General features: G+C 67.0%; 14 protein-coding genes. 4 read left to right on the plus strand and 10 right to left on the minus strand.

All coding sequences use genetic code 11. The features are described 5' to 3' along the window. Positions 1-2 precede the first annotated feature (2 nt). The 9 genes from DJ018_RS15390 to DJ018_RS15430 all read right to left on the minus strand — a co-directional run bounded on the left by DJ018_RS15390 (position 3) and on the right by DJ018_RS15430 (position 13,578). Positions 3-1,556 carry a carboxylesterase/lipase family protein gene (locus DJ018_RS15390; RefSeq protein ID WP_165842940.1) on the minus strand — a complete coding sequence of 518 codons (1,554 nt, stop codon included), beginning with the start codon at positions 1,554-1,556 and terminating at the stop codon, positions 3-5. Positions 1,557-1,660: 104 nt separating this feature from the next. After that, on the minus strand, positions 1,661-3,103 hold the full coding sequence (locus DJ018_RS15395) for a sugar porter family MFS transporter (protein WP_111515861.1): 1,443 nt from the start codon (positions 3,101-3,103) through the stop codon (positions 1,661-1,663). Between the two features lie 128 nt (positions 3,104-3,231). After that, entirely contained in the window at positions 3,232-5,013 is a 1,782-nt protein-coding gene (locus DJ018_RS15400) for an IlvD/Edd family dehydratase (protein WP_165842941.1), read from the minus strand. Further along, on the minus strand, positions 5,006-5,884 hold the full coding sequence (locus DJ018_RS15405) for an SMP-30/gluconolactonase/LRE family protein (protein WP_111515863.1): 879 nt from the start codon (positions 5,882-5,884) through the stop codon (positions 5,006-5,008). Before DJ018_RS15405 ends, DJ018_RS15400 begins: the two co-directional genes overlap by 8 nt. Next, entirely contained in the window at positions 5,881-6,633 is a 753-nt protein-coding gene (xylB, locus tag DJ018_RS15410) for a D-xylose 1-dehydrogenase (RefSeq protein ID WP_111515864.1), read from the minus strand. The genes DJ018_RS15405 and xylB overlap by 4 nt, the downstream gene beginning before the upstream one ends. Beyond that, entirely contained in the window at positions 6,624-8,072 is a 1,449-nt protein-coding gene (locus DJ018_RS15415; protein ID WP_111515865.1) for an aldehyde dehydrogenase family protein, read from the minus strand. Before DJ018_RS15415 ends, xylB begins: the two co-directional genes overlap by 10 nt. Then, the gene (locus DJ018_RS15420; RefSeq protein ID WP_111515866.1) at positions 8,069-9,211 is read right to left on the minus strand and encodes a fumarylacetoacetate hydrolase family protein; all 1,143 of its coding nucleotides are present in this window, start codon (positions 9,209-9,211) and stop codon (positions 8,069-8,071) included. The genes DJ018_RS15415 and DJ018_RS15420 overlap by 4 nt, the downstream gene beginning before the upstream one ends. Before the next feature lie 78 nt (positions 9,212-9,289). Further along, a complete protein-coding gene (locus DJ018_RS15425) occupies positions 9,290-10,348 on the minus strand; it encodes a LacI family DNA-binding transcriptional regulator (RefSeq protein WP_111515867.1) in 1,059 nt (352 codons plus the stop codon). 122 nt (positions 10,349-10,470) lie between these two features. Further along, positions 10,471-13,578, minus strand: a complete 3,108-nt coding sequence (locus tag DJ018_RS15430) for a TonB-dependent receptor (protein WP_111515868.1) — start codon at positions 13,576-13,578, stop codon at positions 10,471-10,473. Positions 13,579-13,836: 258 nt separating this feature from the next. Between DJ018_RS15430 and DJ018_RS15435 the strand changes: the two genes are divergently transcribed. Further along, positions 13,837-15,066: an SGNH/GDSL hydrolase family protein gene (locus DJ018_RS15435; RefSeq protein ID WP_111515869.1), complete on the plus strand. Its 1,230-nt coding sequence runs from the start codon at positions 13,837-13,839 to the stop codon at positions 15,064-15,066. Between the two features lie 24 nt (positions 15,067-15,090). Here DJ018_RS15435 and DJ018_RS15440 read toward each other — a convergent pair whose 3' ends face one another. Continuing rightward, entirely contained in the window at positions 15,091-17,244 is a 2,154-nt protein-coding gene (locus DJ018_RS15440; protein WP_111515870.1) for an alpha-glucuronidase family glycosyl hydrolase, read from the minus strand. A gap of 137 nt (positions 17,245-17,381) precedes the next feature. On the opposite strand from DJ018_RS15440, the gene manD reads away from it, so the two are divergent. The 3 genes from manD (at position 17,382) to DJ018_RS15455 (ending at position 21,694) form a co-directional block, all read left to right on the plus strand. Continuing rightward, positions 17,382-18,593, plus strand: coding sequence for a D-mannonate dehydratase ManD (gene manD, locus DJ018_RS15445; protein WP_111515871.1), 1,212 nt, complete (start codon positions 17,382-17,384; stop codon positions 18,591-18,593). Positions 18,594-18,782: 189 nt separating this feature from the next. Then, complete coding sequence (gene uxaC, locus DJ018_RS15450; protein WP_111515872.1) at positions 18,783-20,192, plus strand: glucuronate isomerase; 1,410 nt, start codon at positions 18,783-18,785, stop codon at positions 20,190-20,192. Continuing rightward, the gene (locus tag DJ018_RS15455; protein ID WP_111515873.1) at positions 20,189-21,694 is read left to right on the plus strand and encodes a mannitol dehydrogenase family protein; all 1,506 of its coding nucleotides are present in this window, start codon (positions 20,189-20,191) and stop codon (positions 21,692-21,694) included. Before uxaC ends, DJ018_RS15455 begins: the two co-directional genes overlap by 4 nt. Positions 21,695-21,748: the final 54 nt, after the last annotated feature.

A 21,748-nucleotide genomic window follows, 5' to 3' on the forward strand; every position in this document is an offset into this window, starting at 1 on the left:
TTTCAGAACAGGCTGAGGCCGCCGCCGGCCTCGGCATAGGCCTGGAACAGCTTCAGGGTTTCCGGCTCCAGCACCGGGCGCGGAGCGGGCCGGGCGCCGAGCTCCATGATCACCGGCGAGCCGGCGCGGACCTTGGGCCAGGTGGGCAGGCCCTGCCCGTTGGGATCGCCCTTGGCGATGAAGTTCGCCCAGTAGGCGGCCATCTGGTCTGAGATGCGGCGGTCCTCTTGCGTGAACGGGCGCTCGGGCGAGGCGGCCAGGGTCTGGAAGACGTAGGGCATCTCGGAGGAGTGGAAGGCGCCGTAGCGCGCCTCCTCCGGGCCCGGCTCCACGTGCGTCCAGAGGTAGGCGTAAACCGGCTGTCGGCTGGTCTGCAGGCGCGACTGCGCCCAAAGCCAGGTGGCGGCGAGGCCGCGATCGCGAGACAGGCGCTTGGACGCCTCCCCAGCGTCTGCGTCACTCGAAGCGCGGTAGATGGCGCCAGCCTGGCGCGCCAGTGCGCCAAAGCCTGTCTGCAGCCGGGTCTGCAGCTCGGCGGGCGTGGACTTGCCGTAGCTGCGGTTCATGCCGCTCGACTCGTCAGCGGTAAGCCCAGTCAGGAGGGGCACGTCGCTCACGGCGTTACCCGGCCGCGTGGGGTCAGCGGGGACGGTGCGCCCGTCGATGATCGGAGCGAAGCGCATGCCGGACGGCGTTTCCAGCACCTTGTCGGCCGGCAGGGCCCGCAGTTCGGCCAGGGTTCGGGCGCCCAGCCCCTCGGCGAAGCGGACGCCGTCCTGCTCGGCCTTGGCCAGCGGCGTGCCGCCGGAGCCCATGCCCGAACCGCTTTGAGCGATGGCCTGGTGGAACAGACCCTTGGCGGCCGGCGCGGCGAGCAGCGCATGAACCGAGGCGGCGCCGGCGGACTGGCCAGCCACCGTCACCCTCGCCGGGTCTCCGCCGAACGCGGCGATGTTGGCCTGGACCCACTGAAGCGCGGCGATCTGGTCCTGCAGGCCGTAGTTGCCCGAAGCCCCCTGCCCTTCAGCGGTAAGCTGCGGGTGAGCCATGAAGCCGAAGGCGTTTAGCCGGTAGTTGACGGTCACCACGACCACGCCGCGTCGAGCGAGGCCAGCCCCGTCATAGATCGGCACCGAGCCCGAGCCCTGATTGAAGCCGCCGCCGGGGATCCAGACCATGACGGGCAGCTTGGCGCCGAGGCCTTCCGCCGGGGTCCAGACGTTGAGGTAGAGGCAGTCCTCGCTGATGTCGCCGTGGGCCAGGTATTCCGGAGTCCAGGGGCCGAGCGCGCCCTCGATCGGCTTCTGCATGCAGTTGGCGCCGAAGCGGTCGGCAGGTCGCACGCCGCTCCAGGCGGCGGCGGCCTGAGGTGCGCGCCAGCGCAGCGGCCCCACCGGAGGCGCGGCGAAGGGCACGCCCTTGAAGACCGTAACGCCCTGCTCCACGGGGCCCGCCGAGAGCAGGCCCTGGGCCACGCGCGCCTGGGCCAGCCCGGCGGCCTGCGCCTGGCCGGCCATGAGCAGCGCGCAGGCGGCTGCGGCGAGCGTCCTCAGCATGTCGTTCTCCTGGTCCTGCGCAGACTGTTTCAGGCGTACGTCCAAAAAGCAAAAGGCCCGCCGGACCCGGCGGGCCTTCCACATTCGGGTAGATCGGAAGGCGTTTAGCCCTCCATGTCCTCCAGCTCGCGGCCGGCGGTCTCGCGGACCATGAAGCGCACGAGGAAGAAGGAAATCAGCGCGCTCACCGCGTAGAAGCCGTAGGTGACCGCAAGGCCGAGGCCGGCCGCCATGGCGGGGAAGCTGACGCTGATCGCGAAGTTCGCGATCCACTGGGCGAAGCCGGCCACCGCGAGCGCCGAACCACGGAACTGGTTCGGGAACATCTCGCCCAGCAGCACCCACATGATGGGGCCCCAGCTCATGTTGAAGAAGATCACGTAGGCGTTGGCCGCGATCAGGGCGAGCAGGCCGACCTGATCCGACAGCTGCAGCTGACCGCCCGCCATGGTGGCGGTGGAGAAGCAGTAGGTCAGGATGCCCAGGGTGATGGCCATGCCGATCGAGCCGATCAGCAGCAGCGGCTTGCGGCCGACCTTGTCCACTAGGCCGATGGTGGCCAGGCAGGCGAGGATCGAGAGCGAGCCCGAAAGGATGTTGATCTTCAGGGCGTCGTCTTCCGAGAAGCCGACCGACTGCCAGAGCACCGAGCCGTAGTAGAAGACGATGTTGATGCCGACCAATTGCTGGAACACGGCGATCATGATGCCGGTCCAGACAATCGCGCGGATCTTGCGGGTCGTCGGGTCGAGCAGGTCCGAGAGCTTCGGCTTGTGGTGGTCGCTGGCCAGCGAGGAGCGGATCTCGTCCACCTTGCGCTTGCCTTGGCCGGCGCCGAACAGGCGGTCCAGCACGGCGGCGGCTTCGGCGTCACGGCCCTTCACCACCAGGAAGCGCGGGCTTTCCGGGATGATCAGCAGGGTCAGGAGGAAGATGCCGGCCGGGATCACCTGCATCCAGAACATCCAGCGCCACGCCGGCAGATCGAGCCACAGCGGGGCGGTGGAGCTGCCAGCGGTGTGGGCCAGCACGTAGTTGGCCACGAACGCGCCGGTCAGACCGGTGATGATCATGATCTGCTGCACGGAGGACAGCCGGCCGCGGATGTTCGCGGGCGTGACTTCCGAGATGTAGACCGGGGAAAGCACGCTGGCGGCGCCGACCCCCAGGCCGCCGATGATGCGGAAGATGATGAAGACGATCGAGTTGTCAGCCGCGCCAGTGCCGATGGCGCTGATGATGAACAGCACGGCGGCGATCATCATGACGGTGCGGCGGCCCATGACATCGGCCAGGCGGCCGGCGATGAAGGCGCCGAAGGCGCAGCCGAGCAGAATGGCGCCGACGTTCAGGCCGGTGCCCAGGGCGCTCAAGTTGAAGGCGCTTTCCAGGCCTTCCTGAGTGCCGTTGATGACGCCGCTGTCGTAGCCGAACATGAAGCCGCCGATCGTCGCGACTGCGACGATCGCGGCGACGAAGGCCATGTTGACCTTCCCGCCCTCGGCGCTCATGCCAGCCGAAGGGCCAGCGTTAGTTACAGTAGCCAATGTGACCTCCTGGTCGGGCCCTCGCCCGCTTTCCTCGCACCCATCCGGCGGTTCTTCCGCCGCCGTCTGGGCGAACAATGTCTATTGAGAACGCTAACATGGTCAAGCCAGCCGGCTGACCACGTCCCCTAGTGATTGTGCCGCGGCGTCTTGGCTGCGATCTGTTTGTATTTGAGAGCGAAATCCATGACCCCGCCATCGCGCAGCTGGCCGGTCTTTTCGCGATAGAGCTCCTCCCACGGGGAGTGGCTTTCGGGGAAGGCAGGCGCGCCTTCGGCCTTGCGGCGGGCGATCTCGGCCTCGTCCACCAGGGCGTTGCACTCGCCCTTGTTGAGGTCGATCCGAACCATGTCGCCGGTGCGCAGCCAGGCCAGACCGCCGCCCGCCGCGCTTTCCGGCGAGGCGTTCAGGATCGACGGGCTGTCGGAGGTGCCGGACTGACGGCCATCGCCAAGCGTCGGCAGGCTCATGATGCCCTTCTGGATCAGGTGATCCGGCGGCTGCATGTTGACCACCTCGGCCGAGCCGGGCCAGCCGATCGGGCCTGAGCCACGGATGACCAGGATGCAGCGCTCGTCAATGTTCAGCGATGGGTCGTTGATCCGGTGGTGGTAGTCGTCCGAGCCGTCGAACACGATTGCACGCGCTTCGAAGACGCCCTCGTTGCCCGGCTCCGAAAGGTAGCGCTGGCGGAAATCGGGAGAGATCACGCTCGTCTTCATGATGGCGAAGTCGAACAGGTTGCCTTTCAGCACGAGGAAGCCGGCGCGCTCCATGAGCGGCTGGTCGTAGCGGCGGATCACCTCGCGGTCGGAAGCCTCGCGGCCCTGCAGGTTCTCGCCCAGGGTCTTGCCCGTGACCGTCAGCACGTCAGTGGTGAGCTGGTTGGCCTGCATCAGCTCCCACATCACGGCGGGCACGCCGCCGGCGCGGTGGAAGCGCTCGGACAGGTACTTGCCGGCCGGCTGCATGTTGACCAGCAGAGGCACGTCGTAGCCGTGGTCCATCCAGTCCTCGGGACGGATCTCAACGCCGGCATGGCGAGCCATGGCGACGATGTGCGGCTGGGCGTTGGAAGAGCCGCCCAGGGCGCTGACCACCTTGATGGCGTTGATGAAGCTCTCGCGCGTCAGGATCTTCGACGGGCGCAGGTCCTCGTAGGCCATGTCGACGATGCGGCGGCCGGTCTCGTACGCCATCTGGCCGCGCTCGCGGTAAGGCGCGGGCACCATGGCGTTGCCCGGAATGCTCATGCCCAGCGCTTCGGCCACCGAGTTCATGGTGGAAGCCGTGCCCATGGTGTTGCAGTGGCCGTCGGAGGGCGCGCTGTCGGCCGCGCGCTGGAGGAATTCCTCCTCCGTGATCTCACCGGCGGCGAGCTTGCGGCGCGAGCGCCAGATCACCGTGCCCGAGCCGACCAGCTCACCTTCGTGCCAGCCGTCCAGCATCGGCCCGCCGGACTGGACGATGGCCGGGATGTCGACGGTGGAGGCGGCCATGATCTGCGACGGGGTGGTCTTGTCGCAGCCAGTGGTCAGCACCACGGCGTCGATGGGGTAGCCGTAGAGCAGCTCGACAAGGCCCATGTAAGCCAGGTTGCGGTCGAGCGCCGCCGTTGGCCGACGGCAGTTCTCGAAGATCGGGTGGACCGGGAACTCCATCGGGATCCCGCCTGCGTCGCGAATGCCAGCCTTGATACGGTCGGCGAGGCGCAGGTGCACCCGGTTGCAGGGCGCGATGTCGCTGCCCGACTGAGCAATGCCGATGATCGGCTTGCCGCACCGCAACTCATCGGCGGTGATGCCGTAGTTCATGAAGCGCTCGAGGTAGAGCGCGGTCATGTCGCTGCGGTGGGGCGCGTCGAACCAGTCGCGGGAACGGAAACGACGGACGGGGGTGCGATCAGACATCGCGCACCTCATTCTGGGGTAAGCCGGGAGTGGAAACGTTGAAGCGGAACAAGCCGCCGGCGAGCGGCTGCGCAACGCGCGCCTCGTCCGACAGGCCTTTCCAGGCGGTGGTGGCGTAGACTGTGGTCAGGTCCGGCCCGCCGAACGCAAGCTTGGTGACGTTGGCGACCGGGAAGCGAACGAAATCGAGCAACTCGCCAGCGGGCGAATAGCGGCGCGCGCCCCACCCCGCGAACAGACCGGTCCAGACGCAGCCTTCGGCGTCCACCGCCGGACCGTCCGGATAGCCGGCGCCCTCTTCGATCCGGGCGAACTCGCGCTTGTTCGAGACCGCGCCGTCCTCGGAGACGTCGAAGGCGTAGATCACCTTGCCCAAGGTGTCGGTGTGATAGAGCGTCCGTCCGTCGGGGCTCGTCGCCGGGCCGTTGGTGATGCAGTAGCCGTCGTCCATGCGGGCGAGGCCGTCACGGTCGAAGCGGTAGAGCGCACCAGTTAGCGTCTCTTCCGGATCGTGCATGGAGCCGAACCACAGCCGCCCTCGGGCGTCCACGAAGCCGTCGTTCAGACGGTTATCGAGTCTAGGGTCTTCCACGACCTGCAGAAGCTCGAAGACGCCCGCGGCAGGGTCGAACCAATGCAGGCCGGTCTTCAGCCCGGCAATCCACTGGCCGCTCGCGAGCGGCGCGATGAAGCCGGGCGACGCCGGAGCGTCCCAGCTTTGCGCCTCGCCCGTGTCGGGCAAGAAGCGGTGGATCTTCCGGCCCTTGATGTCGACGAACCAGAGCGCGCCCTCGCCAGCGCGCCAAACCGGGCCCTCGCCCAGTTCGGCCGCAACGGGATGGACGCACTCCGGCGCGGACGTTTGGCTCATCGCCAGCCCGCGTCGATCCAGTATTCGTGGCCGGTGCAGAACCGCGCGTCGTCCGAAGCCAGGAAGAGCACGAGGGAGGCGACGTCCGCCGGCTCGATCCGCCCCTTGAGGCACTGGGCGTCGACGATCTCCTGCTCGCCTTCCGGCGTGTACCACTTCATCTGCCGCGGGGTCTTCACGTTGCCCGGGGTGACGCAGGTCACGCGGATGCCATCCGGGCCGAGCTCGCGCGCCAGGGCGCGGGTCATGCCTTCGATGCCGGCCTTGGCGGTCTCGTAGAGCACCAGATCAGGCAGACCCAGGTGCCAGGAGATCGAGCCGAAGTTGATGATCGCGCCGCCGCCGGCCGCCTTCATGGCGGGCACCACGGCCTTGGTGCAGAAGATCATGTGCCGCAGGTTCACGGACATGCGGTCTTCGAAGTACTCGGGCGTGACCTGCTCGAGGGTGTGGCGGTCGTCGTTGCCGGCGTTGTTCACCAGCACGTGGACGGGACCGATCTTCTCGAACGTGGCGGCGATGGCCGCCGCGTCCTTCAGATCGCAGTGATGGAACACCGGGTGAGTGTGCTCATCGCCCAGGGTCTCGGCCAGCTTCTCGGACTCGCTGTCGAGGATGTCGAGGAAGTGAACCTCGGCGCCCTGGCGGACGAAGGCTTCGACGAGCCCCGCCCCGATCCCGGAACCGCCGCCGGTGACGACGACGCGCTTGCCCTTGAGGCTCGGATAGATCGCTGAATTTACGCCCACGAGTATGCCGTCTTGGTTTGAGTGTAGAATTCGACGGCCGCGAAACCTTGCTCGCGCGCGCCGTAGCTCGACTTTTTGATGCCGCCGAATGGCACATGGTAGTCAACGCCGGCCGTGGGCAGGTTGACCATCACCATGCCCGCCTTCACGCGCTGCTGGAAGTTGCGCGCGTGCTTGAGCGAGCTGGTGACGATGCCGGCCGACAGACCGAAGTCGCCGTCGTTGGCCAGGGCCAGGGCTTCTTCGTAGTCCTTCACCCGCACCGTGCTGGCGACGGGACCGAAGACCTCTTCGCAGTTGATGCGCATGCCCTTGTCAGTGTCGGCGATCAGTGTCGGCTGCACGTACCAGCCCGGGTTGGCGAGCTTCAGACGGTCGCCGCCCGTGACCACCCGGCCGCCTTCGTCCTTGGCGATCTGGATGTACTTGTAGCTGGTTTCCATCTGGGACTCGTTCACCGCCGGGCCCATCTGGCTGTTGGGGTCGAGCGCGTCGCCGACCCGCAGAGCCGCCACCTTCTCGGCGAGGGCGGCCACGAAACGATCGTGGATGCCATCCTGGACGATGATCCGGCTGGAAGCCGTGCAGCGCTGGCCGGTGGCGAAGAAGGAGCCGTCGAGGGCCACCATCACCGCGCGGTCGAGGTCAGCGTCGTCGAGGATCACCAGCGGGTTCTTGCCGCCCATCTCCAGCTGCACGCGCGCCTGACGGGCGACGGCGGCGTTGGCCACGCCCGCACCCACCGTTTGAGAGCCCGTGAAGGAGATGCCGTCGACGTCCTTGTGCTCGACGAGCTTCTGGCCCATCGCGCCGGGGCCGAAGATCATGTTGAAGATGCCCTTGGGCGCGCCCAGCGCGTCGGCCGCTTCATAGATGATCTCGGCGAGAGCCGCGGCCGTGGCGGGGGTCGGGCCCGCCGGCTTCATGACGACGGTGTTGCCGAACGCTAGAGCCGGAGCCGCCTTCCACGCCGGGATGGCGATCGGGAAGTTCCACGGAGTGATCAGGCCGAACACGCCCACCGCCTGGCGGTAGGTCTGGATCTCCACGCCCGGACGGACCGAGTCGAGGTTCTGGCCGTGGCGACGCAGGGCCTCGCCGGCGAAGTACTTGAAGATGCGGCCGGCGCGGACAGTCTCGCCGATGCCCTCCGGAAGGGTCTTGCCCTCTTCTTGGGAGAGCAGGCGGCCGATCTCCTGGCGGCGAGCCATGATGGCGTCGCCCACCTTGTCCAGCAGGTCCGAGCGCAGCTCGGGCGAGGCTTCCGACCAGGCCGGGAAGGCGCCCCGGGCGGCTTCCACCGCCGCATTGACCTCGGCCTCGCCGCCCTTCGGCACGAGGGCGACGACCTCGTTGGTGTTGGACGGATTGGTGCTCTTCTCAGGCGCGTCGGCGCTTACCCGCTCGCCGCCGATGAATTGCGGAAGGGTCTGGGTCATTGGGCGCTCTCCGCCTTGAGGAGGCCGCGGCCGGCCAGGTTGCGCATCAGGTCGCTCACCCCGAATTGCCAGGGCGGCGCGTCCTTGGAGGTCGTCACCTCGTTTTCGAGAAGTCCGAGACGGGGGCTGGAGATCCGCACCACGTCGCCGACCTTGTGGGTGAAGCCCTTGCCCGGCGCGTCGCGGTCTTGGGTCGGGGCGAACAGGGTGCCGAGGAACAGCACGAAGCCGTCGGGGAAGTGGTGTTCGCTCTGGGCCTGGGTCACCAGATCCAGCGGATCGCGGCTGATCTGGTCCATGGAGCTGTGGCCTTCCAGCCGGTAGTTGTCCTTGCCCTGGATCTCGAGGTCCACACGGGCGCTCCGGACGTCGTCGACGGTGAAGCCATCATCGAAGATGCGGATGAACGGGCCGATGGAGCAGGACGCGTTGTTGTCCTTGGCCTTGCTGAGCAACAGGGCGCTGCGCCCCTCGAAGTCACGCAGGTTCACGTCGTTTCCGAGGGTGGCGCCGAGGGTGCGACCTTTCCGGTCGACGACAAGCACGACTTCCGGCTCAGGATTGTTCCAGCTCGAGTCGGAGCGCACGCCGATCTGACCGCCATGGCCGACTGCCGACAGGATCGGAGCCTTGGTGAAGATCTCGGCGTCGGGACCGATAGCCACTTCCAGGTACTGGGACCACAGGCCGTCGGCGATCAGGGCTTCCTTCAGGCGGGCCGCGGCGTCCGAGCCGGGCTGCACAGAGCGGATGTCCGAGCCGACGCGCTCGCGAAGGTCTTGGCGGATCTGTTCGGCGCGGCTGGCGTCCCCCCGTGCGCGCTCTTCGATCACGCGCTCGACGGCGGAGACGGCGAAGGTCACGCCGGCGGCCTTGATCACCTGCAGGTCGACAGGGGTCAGCAACTTGTTGGCGGCGAAGTCGAACTCTTCGAGATCGCCCAGGTCGCGGCCCTGCGGCCCCTCCCCGTTCCAGTCGCGCATCAGGTCGGCCACCGTGGACGCAGCGCTGGTGACGTCCTGTACACGGCCCTTGCGGACGACGATGACAGCAGGGCCTTCCGCAGTCTGGATACGGCCCACGAGGGTGGCCTCACGCCAGTCTTGCGGCAGGCACGCCACAACGGCTTGCACGCTCATTGGTCAGACCTCCCTTGGAATGTTCTAGTTGGGTGGTAGCGCTATCAGCCGGCCCACGCGGGCTGTCAAGAAGGCCCGCTATTTAGCAGATGAATTTGGCTGCGCATCCGATTGCCGTCGGATCAACGCGAATTGCAGAAGCGCATGCGGATGCTTGGCGCTTTCGCCCGCGCGACGGCTGCGGATCTCGTCGCTCAGCAGCGTCACCGCCTCTCGCGACATCTCGGCGATCGGTTGGCGGATGGTGGTGAGCTCCGGCCAGACAGTGGTGGCCAGGGCGCTGTCGTCGAAGCCTACGACGGTGAGGTCCACCGGCACGTCGAGGCCGCGCCTGTGAGCGGCGGCCACAGTGGCCGCAGCCATGTCGTCGTTCGAGGCGAACACGGCCGTAGGCGCCTGGCTCAGCGACAGCAGCCGCTCGGCGGCCTCAAGACCCGACAGGTAGGTGAAGTAGCCCTGCAGGACGAGATCCGCGTCCGGCTCCACGCCCGCATCGGAAAGGGCCTGCAGGTAGCCTTCCAAGCGTTGGGCGCTGGCCGTCTGATTGGGATGGCCCTTGATGAAGCCGATACGCCGGTGCCCAAGATCGAGCAGGTGCTCGGTCATGGCGCGGGCGGCCTCGTAGTCGTCGATCCGAACGGACGACACCTCCGGCGGGGCGCGGCCGGTGGCCACAACGACGGCGGGCGTGTTGGCTTCCGCCAAGACCTTGAGAACGGCCTCGGAGTCGCACAGCGGCGGCGGAAGGATCACGCCGTCGACGCCGGTGTTAACCAGGCGCAGCGCAGCCTCTTCCTCCGCGCCTTCGACATCGCACTTTTCGACGATCAGCTGGATGTTGCTGCGGCTGCACTGATCGAGGCCGCCGACCAGGAACTCGCTGAGATAGGCGGCGCTCGGGTTTGAATAGAGCAGACCAATGCGGACAAGGTCGCCCCCGGCCAGGCTGCGGGCCGCCGGATTGGGCGCATAGTTCAGATCCCGGATGGCGGCGTTCACAGCCTCACGGGTCGATTCGCGAACGTTCTTCTCGCCATTGATGACCCGGGACACGGTCATGGGCGAGACGCCTGCGTAGCGCGCCACGTCGTGGATGGTCAGCGCGCTTTTCTGGCGACGGGCAGGCTTGGTTTCCACTCAGGTCCTCCAGACCACCGTGTAGGTCTGTCGCACGAATGAAAGTACGACAAGCCCCCTATGCCGCTTACGGAAACGGCCGGCGCATGCGCCGGCCGTCCATTTTGCTTGCAGAGCGCGGTTTAGAACCGGCCGCGCAGGCCCACCATCACCATACGGCCAGGCTCGTATTCGGTGAAGGTCGCATTCGGGAACTGGAAGTAGCTGCGTTGCTTGGCCTTCGTGAGGTTGATCACGTCGAAGGTCAGCTGCGGCAGGTTCGGCCGGCCGAGGATCTCTTCGAGGTCGAAGCTGGAGGAGAAGTCGACCTGGCGGTAGTTCTCCGAGAACAGCGCCGCGAGCGGGATGCCGTTCTGGTTCAGGCCCGAAGACTGCGACCCCTTCGTGAAGGTGGTCGACAGACGGGCGCTGACGCCGCCGCGCTCGTAGTAGCCGGTCACGTTGTACGTGTACTCGGCGACGCCGGTGGCGACGGCCGGAGCCGCGCCCGTGCCGCGCTGGTCGATGATCGTGGCATTCGCCAAGAAACCGAAGCCCGGCAGGCCGTACTGTTCGAGCACGAAGTCGAGCGGCTGCACCCAGTTCAGCTCAAGGCCGTGGACCGTGAGCTTGCCCTCGGCGTTGACCTGCTGCGTCAGCACCACGTTGGCGTTGTTCGGGCCGCCCCGGGAGTCGATCGCCGCCTGCTGCGTAGGCGTCAGGGCGTCATAGGTGATCCCGTAGGCCGCCAGCGAGCTGAACGGCAGGGTGTTCGAGCCGTTGATCGTGAAGCCGGTGATCGACTTCCGGAAAGTGGCGAAGCCGATGTAGCCCTCACGACCCGTGTAGTACTCGAAGCCAAGGTCGATGTTGTCGGAGATGTACGGCTCGAGGGCCGAGTTGCCGATCGAGCCGATGTCCGCCGACGGGTTGCTGAAGTTCACGCCCGGCAGCTGCGCGTTCGGGTCCGGACGGGTCATGGTGCGCGACACCGAGGCCCGGACGACCGCGTTTTCCGACACGTTGTAGGCGGCCGAAGCGGCTGGCAGCCAGTTGTCGTACTCGTTGTCGACGTAGACGAAGTTCACGAGGTTCGGGTAGCGGGCGCCATCCGGCAGCTGCGTCTGGCCGGCCGGCAGGTTGGCCGGGGTGTTCCGCGGATCGGGCAGCGACACGCGGCCGCCAACCGTCTGCTTCGTGCGCACCCAGCGGACACCGGCGTTGTAGCGCAGTGCGTTGCCGGCGATCTCGGTGGCGCCGTTGATTTCGACGTAGCTGCCGAGGGTCTTTTCCCGGATGTAGCCGCCGGACGCGCCGGTGTTCGAGGAACCAGCTTCCGGAGCGTTGTCGTGGAACTGCTGGTAGCGCGAGTCAGCGCGGAAGCGGTTCCAGTCCAGGGTCACGAAGCCGAAGTCGCTGGGCTGCAGATAGCTTGAGACCACGCTGTTCGGGATCAGCGAGCCCGCGTAGCTGATCGGGCCGCTGGCGCCGGCGCTGAAGCCCGTGCCGTAGCCCGGGTAGGTTGGGTAGCCGGTCGGGATCACGCCTGGCGCATTCAGGCCTTCGCAAGGCGGCTGGCTGTTCGGCGAGGGCAGGAAGACGTTCGGGTTGTTGCCGCAGACCGCGTTTTGCCAAGCCTGGCTGTTATCGAAGGCGGTGATGCGGCGAGAAACGTCGTCATAAGCGCCGCCGAAGCGCACGTTGAACGCGTCGTCGCCCCACGTCAGATTGGCGCGGGCGCCCTTGGTCTCGGTCTCCCGCTCTTCGTCCTGCAGGTTCACGCGGCCGCCGACCCACTGGAAGTTGGCCGGATCGTTCAGGTCGATGTTGCTCTGGATGGACGGGACGCCGCCGCCTTCGTTGCTGTAGTTCACGACAACGCCCGCGTTCGGACGGGTGATCAGCAGCACGCTGGGCGACTCGCGGTGGAATTCGCTCTTGGTCCAGTTGGCCTGGACGTCGAGCTTCAGGTTCTCGGTGATCTGCCACTCGGCGCCGGGGTTCACGCCATAGAACTTCGTGTCTTCGAGGAACGGGCGGTACGTGACGAAGAACTGCGAGTTGGCGAAGGTGCCGTTGGTGACCACGCAGCCTTGGGCGCAGTCCTCACGATCGACCTGCAGGTTCAGAGGGATGGCGGCGCCGTTGCGCACCGACCAGTCCATGTCGATCCGCTCGAGCTTGTTGTTCTTCTCGCCGTACATGCTGTCGACGTAGAAGTGCAGGTTATCGCTCGGACGCCACTCGAGGGCGAGGATGGCGTTTGTGCGCTCACGCGTGCCGAAGTTCTGAGCCGGACGGCCCAGGCGCGGGACGATAGCGTTGTCGATCTGCTGGATCGTGCGGCCCGGATTGTTGGCCAGCAGGAACGCGCGGTCGATCGGCGTGCCGGCGACCAGGTTGGCGCCTGCGTTCACCGGAACCGTGCCGGGGATGGTCCAGTTGCCGCCGCCGGTGGTGTTGCAGGTCAGACCCGTGCCGCACTGAGCGGCGGTGATGTTCGGATTGGTCCAGCCGATGGTCTCGAAGCCGGGCGTGCTGACCTCGTTACGGACGCGCGCGACGCCGACCAGAGCGCCGAAGTTGCCCCAGGTTTGGCTGGCGAGCAGCGAGCCGCGGTAGCCCCACTTGTCGACGTTGCTGCTCTTGGTGCCTTGCAGCGAATAGGCCAGACGCGGACCGACCTGATCGAACGGACGCGCGCTGCGCATGTTCACGGTGCCGGCGGCGCCGCCTTCGATCATCGACGCGAGCGGCGTCTTGTTGACCGTCAACTGCGAGAAGAGCTCGGTGGGGAAGAGGTCGAGGTCGACTTCACGGTTGGTGCTCTGGGCGTCGGTCCGGCCGGTCGAGGCGATGGCCACCGGCGCGCCGTTGAGCGTCACGCGGGTGAAGTTGGTGCCGAGGCCGCGGATCGCGACGTTCAAGCCTTCACCGGTGACTTCGCGGGCGATGGTGATGCCCGGCACGCGGTTGAAGGACTCGGCGATGTTGGTGTCCGGGAACTTGCCGATGTCTTCAGCGAAGATGGAGTCGCTGAAGCCGACCGCATCGCGCTTGGCGTTGGTGGACTGCGCAAGGCTGCCGCGGAAACCGGTGACGACCAGTTCTTCCACTTCGCCAGTGGACTGCGGCTCTTCCGCGGGCGCGGTTTGCGCAATGGCCTGGGAAGCAAGCACGCTGGTGAGGCAGGTCGCGGCAAGCAGAAGCGCCTTGGCGCGCAGGATTCCGCCCTGTTTTGCAGAGATCATCTAGTATCCTTCCCCATGCATGCGCTTGCGCACGCGATCTTGTTGCTTCGTCGCGCAAGGCGCGGCTGCGTATGAACGGCCGTCTTTGTTCGCGACCTTAGTCCGGGAGCCGAATGTTACCGCTCCCTCTTTGGCGGCTTGTAGGTGGTCAGGCCAATGGTGTCAACAGCTCTGACCGTTTTGCGAGAAGCTGGTCAGACCAAGCCCAACTGACCTACTGGCGATCTACGTGACCTCGAAACCCGTGTAGGAAGGCGCATGCTCCGGAAGACACTTACCGCACTCCCCCTGGTTCTGGCGCTCGTCGCCGCCGCGCCAAGCGCACAGGCCCAGAAGTGGGTCGGCTCCTGGGCCTCGGCCCAGCAGATCCCCGAGCCGCACAATGCGCTGCCGAATGAGGACCTGCAGGACGTCACCCTCCGCCAGATCATCCACCTGAGCCTCGGCGGACCGCGACTGCGCGTGCGGGTTTCAAACGCCTTCGGAACGGCGCCCTTGACGATCGGCGCGGCCTCCGTGGCCCTGTCGAGCGGCCCAGGATCACCCGGGCTCCGGACGCAGGGCGCCCCCCTCACCTTCTCCGGCAAGCGCCAGGTGATCATACCGGCGGGGGCGGAGTACCTGTCTGACCCGGTTGCGCTCGCAGCTCCGGCCGGTGCGGACTTGGCTGTCAGCCTCTACCTTGGTCAGGCCCCTGAGCGGCAAACCAGCCACCCGGGATCGCGCACGACATCTTACCTCCTGAAAGGTGAGCACGTGGCCGACGCTGACCTGCCGGGAGCCAAGGCCGTCGACCACTGGTACCAATTGTCGGGTGTCGAGATCGACGCGCCCCGCAGTGCGGCCGCGCTGGTCACGCTGGGCGACTCCATCACGGACGGACGCGGCTCGACAACCAACGGCAACGACCGTTGGCCCGACCTTCTGGCGGCTCGATTGAGGGCGGACGCGCGCACGCGCGGCGTCGCCGTCGTCAATCTGGGCACCGGCGGCAATCGCCTGCTCAACGACGGGCTTGGCCCCAGCGCCCTCGCGCGCTTCGACCGCGATGTGCTGGGCCAGGCGGGAGTGCGCTGGGTGTTCGTGCTCGAGGGCATCAACGACATCGGCACCCTCAAGGCCGGTGAGAGCGCCCAGGCCCATGCCGAACTCGTCCAGCGGATGATCGGCGCTTACGAGCAGATCATCGAGCGGGCTCACGCCCATGGCCTGAAAGTGGTCGGCGCGACGTTGCTGCCCTTCCAGGGCTCGGACTACGACAAGGCCGACCCGCTGCGGGAACAGGATCGTCAGGCCGTCAATCGCTGGATCCGCACCAGCGGGCGCTTCGACGCGGTGGTCGACTTCGACCAGGTCACCCGCGATCCGACCCAGCCTCTGAGGCTGAGGCCGGAGTTCGACACGGGGGACCACCTCCATCCTTCGCCGGCCGGCTACAAGGCCATGGCGGAGGCGATCCCCCTGTCGCTGTTCGGCGCCGCCCGCTAAGGCGGCGCCTTCCCGCTCCGGGCCTTAGCCGCGGCCCGGGGCGTACGGGAACTCGAGCGACTTGTAGTACTCGAGATCATGGGCCGGCGGGGCGTAGCCGGCCGGCAGCGGCCGCTTCGAGAAGCTTTGGAAGTAGGCGATGCACGCGTCACGCCACCACTGAGCTTCCTTCTCCTGGATGGCCAGGTAGTCGGCCACCTGCTCATACCGGTCGGCGTCGACGTAGGGCTTCATGCCCTCCCAGGTGCGGCGCATCTGAGCCACTTCCTGGACGCCCTGCGTGTAGCGAACCACCAGCTCGTCCCAGACGGTGCGGCCGGACTGGGTCTTGTCGTCCCACTTCACCCGGTGGAACCAGAGCAGGTTCTTCTCATCCGCCGCCAGCTCCTTGCCGGCTTGCGGCGCGTACTGGGCGATTGCGTTGCTGCCCGTCTTCATCCGGTCGAAGCCGATGCCTTCCGGCGAGGCGCGGTGATAGTAGACCGGCGTCCAGTCAGCGCGGCCGGCTTCCGAGACCCAGGGCGCCGGACCGTAGTGGTGGCCGGTCCCCATGATGTGGGTCAGGCCCAGCGGGGTCATATAATTCACCACCGTCTCGCGCGACTTCATCATCATGTCGACGACGGGGGTTACGAAGGCCGGATCGTTGCTGAAGGTCTGGCGAGCCCACTCCTCGGCGATGGCCCGCGATGAGGCCTCCGGGTTCCAGGCGAGGCGGCCGTAGGCGTACCAGTTGGCCTGGTCGAAGATCGATCCGGCCCAGTTGCGGTCCGTCCCGATATTGGCGACGCCGGCCATGCCGGTAAGCCTGTGACCGAACATCCGGCCGTCCACCACCTTGGCGACCGTCGAGCCCTTCCCCTTCTGCCAGGTGTCGGCCTTAAGGGCCTCCTCGAAGTAGGCGCCCAGGTAGACGAGGTGGGTCGAGAAGCCGAGGTATTCCTTGGTGACCTGGAATTCCATCATCAGCGGCGTCTTGGGTGTGGCGCCGAAGAGCGGACTGAAGGGCTCGCGGGGCTGGAAGTCCAGCGGGCCGTTCTTCACCTGCACGATGACGTTGTCACGGAACTGGCCGTCCAGCGGCTTGAATTCATTGTAGGCCTGCTTGATCCGATCCTCAGGCAGTTCGTGGGAGTAGACGAACGCCCGCCACATCACGATGCCGCCATGCGGAGCCACCGCTTCGGCCAGCATGTTCGCACCCTCCGCGTGGCTGCGCTTGTAGTCGCCGGGACCGGGCTGACCCTCGGAGTTGGCTTTCACCAGGAAGCCGCCGAAGTCAGGAATGATGCGGTAGATCTCGTCCGCCTTGGCCTTCCAGAACGCGCGGACCTGCGGATCCTGCGGGTCCGCGGTCTTCAGCCCGCCGATCTCGATCGGGGCGCTGAAACGAGCCGACAGATAGACCTTCATTCCGTATGGCCGCAGGACGTCCGCCACCGCTGCCGCCTTCCGTAGGTACGGCTCGGTGAGGCTGTCAGCCTTGGCGTTGACGTTGTTCAGGACCGTGCCGTTGATGCCCAGCGAGGCGTTGGCGCGAGCGTAGTCGGTGTAGCGGGGATCCTTGTAGTCGGGCAGCCGCCACCAATCCCAGATGGACTGGCCGGAGTAGCCCCGCTCGACGTGACGGTCGAGGTTGTCCCAGTGGTTCAGAACCCGGATCTTCACCTTCGGCGCGTCGACAACGTCCACACGCTCCAGCGGCTGGCGCGTCTGGATCATCTGCAGGAAGCGGAAGGCGCCATAGAGCGCGCCCACATCGCTGTTGGCGGCGACCACGGTCACCCGCCGGCCGCCCGTCTGGGCGCTGCGGATGATGAAGCCTTCCGGCCCGACCTTGTCGAGCGGCAGGCGCAGGGAGGCGATCAGCGGCGAAGAGGCGGGCGTGCCCACCACGACGGCGCCGTCGCGGGTCGGAGCGGCGGATACCAACGGCGCGGCGCCCAGGAGACCCGACAGGCCACGGTTCAGTTCCGCGCGAGCCGCCAGCAGGGTCGGCGAGGAGCCCTGCACCACGACCTCGGTAGCTGCGGTTCGATATGCGTCTGCATAGCGCGCCTCGATGGGGCGGTACCGCAGCCAAAGATCATAGCCGTCGTCCGCCTGTGCGTAGGCGGCGGAGCCTACGCCTAAGAGGGCTATCAGGAAGGCGCCGAACAGGCGGGCAAGCAGCTTCATGGGGTCTCCGGGAATGGTCTACACACGCCAGTTGTATTGGTCTGACCACAATTGACAACCACCCCTCGGCGGCTAAGTTCGACCGGCTTGTGCGCCAAGCCTTGCCTCACGTACGCGCGCCTTCCAAGAAAGCTTTCATGTCGAAGATCACCGCCGCCAAAGTCATCGTCACCTGCCCGGGTCGCAACTTCGTCACCCTGAAGATCGAGACCGCCGACGGGGTCACCGGCATTGGCGACGCCACGTTGAACGGGCGCGAGCTGTCGGTCGCCAGCTATCTGAACGACCACGTGATCCCGTGCCTGATCGGCCGCGACGCGCACCAGATCGAGGACATTTGGCAGTACCTCTACAAGGGCGCGTACTGGCGCCGGGGTCCTGTGACCATGTCCGCCATCGCCGCCGTCGACATGGCGCTGTGGGACATCAAGGGCAAGGTGGCTGGCCTGCCGGTGTACCAGCTGCTTGGCGGCGCCTCGCGTACGGGCGTGATGGTCTACGGCCACGCCAATGGCGAGACGATCGAGGAGACCCTCGACGTCGCCCAGCACTATAAGGAGCAGGGCTACAAGGCGATCCGCCTGCAGTCGGGGGTTCCGGGCCTGAAGGCGACCTACGGCGTTTCCAAGGACAAGATGTTCTACGAGCCGGCGGACAGCGATCTGCCGAAGGAGACCATCTGGTCGACCCACAAGTACATGCGCACCGTGCCGGAACTGTTCGCCCAGGCGCGTGAGCGCCTCGGGTGGGACGTGCACCTGCTGCACGACGTCCACCACCGCCTGACGCCCATCGAAGCCGGCCGCCTCGGCAAAGACCTAGAGCCCTATCGCCCGTTCTGGATCGAGGACGCCACGCCCGCCGAGAACCAGGCGCGCTTCCGTCTGATCCGGCAGCACACGACCACGCCGCTGGCCGTGGGCGAGGTGTTCAACTCGATCTGGGACTGCAAGCAGCTCATCGAGGAGCAGCTGATCGACTACATCCGCGCCACGGTGGTGCATGCCGGCGGCATCACCCACCTGCGCCGCATTGCTTCGTTCGCGGATCTCTATGGTGTGCGCACCGGCTGCCACGGCGCTACCGACCTGTCGCCCGCCTGCATGGCCGCGGCCCTGCACTTCGACCTGTCGGTGCCGAACTTCGGCGTGCAAGAGTACATGCGTCACACGCCGGAAACCGACGCGGTCTTCCCGCATGCCTACACCTTCTCGGACGGCGAGCTGCACCCGGGCGAAGCGCCGGGCCTGGGCGTCGACATCGACGAAGAGCTGGCCGCCAAGTACCCGTACAAGCCCGCCTACCTGCCGGTCGCCCGTCTGGAAGACGGCACCATGCACGACTGGTGATCCCGCCGGCCTGAAGGCGCGCGTCGCGCCCCATTCTGCCCTGGCGACGATCGGTTCGGGTCGCGCCACGGCCGGGGCCGACGCAAGTCTTCGGGCCCGCCGGCGCACCGGCGCTTTGACACCGGTGGCACGAGCCGTCGCTGCGCGCTATGGCTCGCTCAACAAGACTTGCCAGGACGAGGAAACACCATGGCCGAGCTGAGCCTGCATCCCGATCGTCTGCTGCCCGCGGAACCTGAGACCCGCGCCATCGCCCGCCGGCTCTATGCCGAGGTGAAGGACCTGCCGATCATCAGCCCGCACGGTCACACTGACCCGACCTGGTTCGCCTACAACGAGGTCTTCCCCAGCGCGACCGAACTGCTGCTGGCGCCCGACCACTACATCTATCGGATGCTCTACTCGCAGGGCATCGCGCTCAACGACGTCGGCGTGCCCTCTAAAGCCGGCCCTTCAACGGCCGACCCGCGTGAGGCGTGGCGCACCTTCGCCCGCAACTGGAAGCTCTTCCGCGGCACCCCGTCATACATGTGGGTCAGCCACGTCTTCTCCGAAGTGTTCGGATTCACCGAGCGCCTCTCGGAAGCCAACGCCGACAACTACTTCGACACCATCAACGACAAGCTCGCCTCGGACGCTTTCCGCCCGCGCGCCCTGTTCGAGCGCTTCAACATCGAGGCGCTGGCCACCACCGAAAGCCCCACCGACGACCTGCGGCACCACAAGGCCATCCGTGAGAGCGGCTGGAAGGGCAAGGTGGTCACCGCCTATCGTCCCGACCCAGTGATCGACGCCGAGCACGAGTCCTTCCAGGACAGCCTGAAGGTGTTCGCCGAACTGTCGGGCGAGGATGTCTACAGCTGGCAGGGCTACCTGGCCGCGCACCGCAACCGCCGGGCCTTCTTCGCCGAGATGGGCGCCACGTCTACGGATCACGGCCACCCCACGGCCCGCACCGCGGACCTGCCGCCGGCGGACGCCGAGGTCTTGTTCCGCACGATCGTGTCCGGGAAGGCCACACCCGATCAGGCGGAACTGTTCCGCGCCCAGATGCTGACCGAGATGGCGCGCATGAGCGTCGACGACGGCCTGGTGATGCAGATCCACCCGGGGTCGTTCCGCAACCACAATCACGGAGTCTTCGAATCCTTCGGCCGCGACAAGGGCGCGGACATCCCTATGGGCACCGAATACGTCCGGGCATTGAAGCCGCTGCTCGACCGGTTCGGCAACGAGAAGAACCTGTCGGTGATCGTCTTCACTCTGGACGAGACCACCTACAGCCGCGAGCTCGCGCCGTTGGCCGGGCATTATCCTGTGCTGAAACTCGGCCCGGCGTGGTGGTTCCACGACAGCCCGGAAGGCATGCGCCGCTTCCGCGAAATGACCACCGAGACGGCCGGCTTCTACAACACCGTGGGCTTCAACGACGACACGCGCGCCTTCCTCTCCATCCCCGCCCGTCACGACGTGGCGCGGCGCATTGACTGCGGCTTCCTGGGTCGCCTCGTGGCCGAACATCGGATCGAGGAAGACGAAGCCCGCGAAGTCGCTGTGGACCTTGCCTACAACCTGCCCAAGCAGGCGTATCGGCTGTGAGCGGCCCGCGGCTCAGCGAGAGTGCGCTCGGCGGCCTGCCCGCCGACGTGGTGCAGCCCGGCTACAACCGCACGACGGTTAAGGCGGGCGTCGTTCACCTGGGCATCGGGGCATTCCACCGCGCCCATCAGGCGGATGTCTTCGACCAGCTGATCCGCGCTGGCGACCCGCGGTGGGGGATCCGCGGCGCCTCGCTGCGCTCGCCGGACGTCGCCGAACAGATGAACCCGCAGGACGGGCTCTACAGCGTGGTGGTGCGTGACGGCTCGTCCGAGCAGGTGCGCATCATCGGCGCGGTGCAAGACGTGCTCGTTGCGCCACAGGATCCGGCCGCACTGGTGGAGGCGCTAGCCGCCGCCGACACGCACCTCGTGACCCTGACCGTGACGGAGAAGGGCTACAAGCTCGACCCCGCGACCGGCACCCTGCTGACGGAAGACGCCGACGTCGCAGCCGACCTCGGCGGCCTGGACCGGCCAAAAACAGCGCCTGGGTTCCTCGTGGCCGCCCTGAAGCTGCGACGCGAGCGCGGGCTTCCGGCCCTGACTGCGATCTCGTGCGACAACCTCCCCCACAATGGTGCGGCCCTGAGTGCGGCGGTGCTCGACATGGCCGCACGTCACGACCCGGCGCTGCGCGACTGGATCGAAGCCAACGGGGCCTTCCCGCAGACCATGGTCGACCGGATCGTGCCGGCCACCACATCCGAGGACATCGACGCCCTCGCCGCACGGCTGGGCGTGGTCGATCGCGCCATGGTGAAGACCGAGCCCTTCACCCAGTGGGTGGTGGAGGACCGTTTCGCCGGCGAGCGGCCCGATTTGGCGTCTGCAGGCGTGCAGCTGACCCAGTCGGTGGCCCCGTGGGAAGAAGCCAAACTGCGGTTGCTGAACGGCGCGCACTCGGCGATCGCCTATCTCGGCGGCCTGGCGGGCATCGACTTCGTCCATCAATTCGTTGCCCGCGAGGCCGGAAGCCGCTTCGTGAACCGGGTGTGGGATGAGGCGGAAACAACGCTTTCGCCGCCGCCCGGGCTGGAGGTCGCCGCCTATCGAAATGAGCTGATGGCGCGGTTCGCGAACTCGTCCCTGCAGCATCGCACACGCCAGATCGCGATGGACGGCTCTCAGAAGCTGCCGCAGCGTCTGTTGGCCACCATCTCGGCGCGCCTCCAAAAGGGCCAGCCGATCGACGCCCTCGCCCTTGGCGTGGCGGCATGGATGCGCTGGCAGGAGGGCCGCGACGAAGGCGGCGCCGCGTTCAAGGTCGACGATCCCCTCGCCGACACGACCCGCAGCTTGGTCGAGCGGGGCAGCTCGCCGACAGACAAGGCGCTTGCGCTGCTGAGCCTCTCGGCCGTGTTCCCGGCGGACCTGGTGGGTCGCCCCGACTTCCGCGCTGCGGTCACTACGCAGGCCGAGCGGCTGGCGCGGTTGGGCGCGCTGGGAGCCATCGATGCGCTGCTCTCCGGCAACGTAGGCGTTGACGGTTCCGGGTCGTAACTGTGGTATCAGGGAAACGGCGCGCGGATGGGCGCACCGATGCCAACGTCGACG

The organism is Phenylobacterium deserti, assembly GCF_003254705.1.
GTDB classification, from domain to species: Bacteria; Pseudomonadota; Alphaproteobacteria; order Caulobacterales; family Caulobacteraceae; genus Phenylobacterium; species Phenylobacterium deserti.

What these genes read in the sequence shown, in the direction of transcription:
- uxaC (WP_111515872.1), top strand. Translation starts at nt 18,783, where the DNA reads ATGGCCGAGCTGAGCCTGCATCCCGATCGTCTGCTGCCCGCGGAACCT.
- DJ018_RS15440 (WP_111515870.1), bottom strand. Translation starts at nt 17,244, where the DNA reads ATGAAGCTGCTTGCCCGCCTGTTCGGCGCCTTCCTGATAGCCCTCTTA.
- DJ018_RS15400 (WP_165842941.1), bottom strand. Translation starts at nt 5,013, where the DNA reads ATGTCTGATCGCACCCCCGTCCGTCGTTTCCGTTCCCGCGACTGGTTC.
- DJ018_RS15420 (WP_111515866.1), bottom strand. Translation starts at nt 9,211, where the DNA reads ATGAGCGTGCAAGCCGTTGTGGCGTGCCTGCCGCAAGACTGGCGTGAG.
- DJ018_RS15405 (WP_111515863.1), bottom strand. Translation starts at nt 5,884, where the DNA reads ATGAGCCAAACGTCCGCGCCGGAGTGCGTCCATCCCGTTGCGGCCGAA.
- DJ018_RS15430 (WP_111515868.1), bottom strand. Translation starts at nt 13,578, where the DNA reads ATGATCTCTGCAAAACAGGGCGGAATCCTGCGCGCCAAGGCGCTTCTG.
- DJ018_RS15435 (WP_111515869.1), top strand. Translation starts at nt 13,837, where the DNA reads ATGCTCCGGAAGACACTTACCGCACTCCCCCTGGTTCTGGCGCTCGTC.
- DJ018_RS15415 (WP_111515865.1), bottom strand. Translation starts at nt 8,072, where the DNA reads ATGACCCAGACCCTTCCGCAATTCATCGGCGGCGAGCGGGTAAGCGCC.
- manD (WP_111515871.1), top strand. Translation starts at nt 17,382, where the DNA reads ATGTCGAAGATCACCGCCGCCAAAGTCATCGTCACCTGCCCGGGTCGC.
- DJ018_RS15390 (WP_165842940.1), bottom strand. Translation starts at nt 1,556, where the DNA reads ATGCTGAGGACGCTCGCCGCAGCCGCCTGCGCGCTGCTCATGGCCGGC.